Origin of the sequence: Paraburkholderia sp., from assembly GCF_034668105.1 — a bacterium.
Lineage (GTDB): Bacteria > Pseudomonadota > Gammaproteobacteria > Burkholderiales > Burkholderiaceae > Paraburkholderia.
The window spans coordinates 1-3,963 of sequence record NZ_JAXDPY010000550.1; the positions used below are offsets into that span (position 1 = coordinate 1).

Below are 3,963 nucleotides of genomic sequence, written 5' to 3' on the forward strand. Positions count from 1 at the left end.
TCCCGCTAGGGCGATATCCGCTGAAGATCGAAGAGACCGAACTTTCGCTGGCCGACTATCAAACGTTTCTCACCCGCGAAGCTGCCGGCATCGAGCGATTCCGCGCGCGTCAGCAAGCCGCGTTTCAGGCCGAACGCGAACGCTGGCGCGAAGCGGGCGCGGCGGAAGAAAGTTTGGACGCGCCGCTCGCCGAGGAAGTGGAACTCGCGCCGTTGAAAGATGGCGACGTAGCCGTGGAGAGCGAGATCGCGGGCAGTCTCTGGCAAGTGCGCGTGAGTGCCGGCGACACGGTAGAAGCCGGCGACGTGCTGCTCGTCATCGAGTCGATGAAGATGGAGATCTCCGTGTGTGCGCCGTGTGCGGGAACCGTCGGCGACATTTACGTGGTGCCCGGCTCCGCGCTGCGCGCGGGGCAACGCGTCGCTGTCATCGAACGTCTTTGACCATTCTGGGAAAACATTTTTATGTCTTCATTCGATCTGCGCCTCTCCACACTGCGCGCCGCTTACCGTGCCGGCACGCTCACGCCGCGCCAGCTGATCGGCGAGCTTCTCGCGAAAGCCGCTGCACTGAACCCCGAGTTTCATCTGTTCATCCATTTGCTGAGCGAAGCGCAGGTCGCGCCCTATCTGGAATGGCTGGACACTCAGGATATCGATGCATTGCCGCTCTATGGCATTCCGTTCGCGATCAAGGACAACATCGATCTGGCCGGTATTCCGACAACCGCCGCCTGCCCCGCGTTTGCCTACACGCCGGCCGAGTCGGCGACGCTCGTCGCGCAGTTGATCGCGCTCGGCGCCGTGCCGCTCGGCAAGACCAATCTCGACCAGTTCGCTACTGGCCTCAACGGCACGCGTTCACCGTACGGCAAGTGCCGCAACAGCGTGCATCCCGACTATCCGTCAGGCGGATCGAGCGCGGGGTCGTCGCTGGCCGTCGCGCTGGGCGTCGCGAGCTTCGCGCTCGGCACCGACACCGCCGGCTCCGGCCGCGTACCGGCCGGGCTGAACAATCTCGTCGGACTCAAGGCGAGCAAGGGTCTGCTGTCCACCGCCGGCGTCGTGCCGGCCTGCCGCACGCTCGATTGCGTGACGTATTTCACGGCGACCGCGCGCGAAGCCAGCGAACTGCTGGCGCTCACCGCGCAGGCCGATCCTCGCGATGCATACAGTCGCAAGAATCCGCAATGGAACACCGGGCGTGCGTTCGGCAAGCTCGCCAGATTCCGCTTTGGCGTGCCGTCGCGACTCGAATTCGCGGGCTGCACCGAAAGCCCTGCGTTGTTTGCGAAGGCCCGCGCCATGCTCGAAGCCGCGGGCGGTGAAGCCGTCGAAATCGACTTCGCGCCGTTCGTCGAAGCGGCGAACCTGCTCTATGAAGGTCCGTGGGTCGCGGAACGCTACAACGTCGTGGGCGAATTGATCGAAGCGAATCGGGAGGCCGTGTTGCCGGTCATTCGCGACGTACTGGCGAAGGCGCCGGGCGCCACCGCCGTCGAGCTTTTTCGCGCGCAGTATCGTCTGCAAGCGTTGAAGGTGATCTGCGATGCCGCGCTCGAATCACTGGACTTCGTTCTCACGCCGACTTATCCGCGGCCGGTCACGCTGGCTGAGTTGGAGCGCGACCCGATCGGGCCCAATTCGCTGCTCGGCTACTACACCAACTTCATGAATCTGCTGGACTACGCGGCCGTTGCGACGCCGACGGCGTTCATGGCGAATGGCCTGCCCTGGGGCGTGACCGTGTTTGGCCGCGCGTTCACGGATCAGTATCTGTTGAGCGTAGCGGACCTGTTGCAGCGAATCAGCGCTGTTAAACGCGTCGGGCTCGGCACGCCCGATGCGAGCGCCCCGCCAACCGCGGTCAACGCAGCCGCCAACGCAGCCGCCAACGATCAGGTACGCGTGGCGGTGTGCGGCGCTCACATGCAGGGTTTGCCGCTCAATCGCGATCTGGTTTGTCGTGGCGCACGTCTGGTCGAGGCTACGCGAACCGCGCGTCACTATCGCCTGTGCGCACTGGCCGCCACACCGGATGGCACGCGGCGGCCAGGCATGTGGCGAGTAGCGGAAGGGGGCACGGCGATCGCGATCGAGGTCTGGGAGATGCCCAGTCTGGAATTGGGCTCGTTCATCACGACCATTCCCTCTCCGCTTGCGCTAGGGAAAGTTGAACTGATGGACGGCACGTGGGTGACCGGCTTTGTATGCGAACCTTGTGGTCTGGCGTCCGCGGTCGACATCACGGAATCTGGCGACTGGCGGGCGTGGCTTGCTACCTCGCATCAATGACGCGCAGGTTGGCTGGCGACTGGCTTGACCGAACGCTGTTTCATTGGCAAAGCCTGTCCGTGGGAAATTCAGGAGACTTTGCAATTAGCATCCGAGGTCGGAGCGCTAACGGAAACCAATTTGCTTGAATACTGCCGCAATTCACTCGGCGTCGATTGCGGAGGTTTCCTGGCTAACTATTGGGGCGAGTCCTGTCCTCACATGATCGATGTCGCCCCCACCGGCTCGAACGGCATCCTTCCTCGCGGCTTCTGGTCAAACGACAAACTCTGGCCAGACGTGATGTCACGCCGACGCCAAAACGCCGAAAACGTGAGTCCTGGCGACGCGGCGATCTTCTTCAAGGATGTCAAAGACAACAATCCGGACATCGCCAAGCAGCGTGCAGGCGGTAAATTAATTGAAGGGACAGGTTCCGAAGCGTTCCATATTGGCGTCGTCAACAACGCAGGTTTCTCGGGGAAACAGCTCCTTGCTGACTCTGGGAGCGCGTCCCGCGCCTGGGGGCTGCGGGTTCGCAGCGGCAACCGGTTTCTGCGCCGTGGAGGAGCTTGCCACGACGTCCGCCGATGAGGCCGGCGTCGACCCGTACGCAGCAGCGGGTGACGCCGGCCCGATCGGTTCGGCTTTGCGCTTCTTTTGCGCTTCGTCGCTTTTCGTCGGTGGCGCGGCGTCAAGAACGAAGTCCACGCGCTGGATGTGAACGCGCGGCTCCGGCGTCGCGAAGCGAATAGATCGCGGAGCAAAGTGCGCTCGCGGAATCCATCCGTCAGGACGCCTGGGTATCTCGGGTTTCAAGGACCTGAGCAGCGAGTTGCGACGCCGGGGACGGTCGCGAAAATCATCCATTCATCGGTAGTTTGTCCGGATGGGGCACACCGGGGAAACGCTGCCTGTTCCTCGATTCGGCAATGGGCGGCTTTGACACGTAGGTAATTGCGATGGGTTGCCGGTGATTCTGCCGGAAGGTAACGTGGTGTCTGCGGCGCTGTCCGGCGATGGTGGCATAGCCACTCCACTGTCGTGCGCAATGCGATGCGACAGCGCTCCGGCCTTGCGAGGTGCCCAGATGACTGCTGGTCCGACCAACCGGATGACGACTGAAACCGCAGGAGACGACGGTTCCGTCATCTACGTCGTCGATGACGACAAGGGAGTCCGCCAGGCTCTCGACCTGCTTCTGCGCTCGGTAGGCTTGCGTGTCGAAACGTTCGAGTCGCCGGACGAATTTCTGCGCTCTGCTCGCACCACCGGGTCAAGCTGCCTCATCCTCGATGTGCGGCTCCGCGGAAAAAGCGGCATGGCTTTTCATCAGGAAATCGTCAATAGCGGTATGCGTATTCCCGTCGTCTTCATGACCGGTCATGGAGACATCGAGATGGGGGTGAAGGCAATGAAGGCCGGCGCGCTGGACTTTCTTGCCAAGCCGTTCAAGGACCAGGACATGCTCGACGCCGTTGCCCAGGCCCTCGCGCGAGACAGCGAGCGGCTCGCGGCAGAGGCCGCGTTAGCCGGAGTGCGCGCCTCCTATCAATCCCTTTCACCCCGCGAGAAAGAGGTGATGGCCTTTGTGCTGTCCGGCCTGCTGAACAAGCAGATTGCCTCTGAGATGAACCTGAGCGAAATCACGGTCAAGGTTCACCGTGGACAGGTGATGCGCAAGATGAAT

At 62.6% G+C, this 3,963-nt stretch carries 4 protein-coding genes; all 4 read left to right on the forward strand.

Going from position 1 to position 3,963, the window contains the following annotated elements; genetic code table 11:
- On the forward strand, positions 1-443 hold a 443-nt coding region (locus QOC89_RS24295), incomplete at its 5' end, for an acetyl-CoA carboxylase biotin carboxyl carrier protein subunit (RefSeq protein WP_323047346.1).
- 21 nt (positions 444-464) lie between these two features.
- A complete protein-coding gene (atzF, locus tag QOC89_RS24300) occupies positions 465-2,294 on the forward strand; it encodes an allophanate hydrolase (RefSeq protein WP_323047347.1) in 1,830 nt (609 codons plus the stop codon).
- A 24-nt stretch (positions 2,295-2,318) separates the two neighbouring features.
- Positions 2,319-2,867 (forward strand): hypothetical protein, encoded by a 549-nt coding sequence (locus tag QOC89_RS24305; RefSeq protein ID WP_323047348.1) that lies wholly within the window; start codon positions 2,319-2,321, stop codon positions 2,865-2,867.
- A 496-nt stretch (positions 2,868-3,363) separates the two neighbouring features.
- On the forward strand, positions 3,364-3,963 hold a 600-nt coding region (locus QOC89_RS24310), incomplete at its 3' end, for a response regulator transcription factor (protein WP_323047349.1).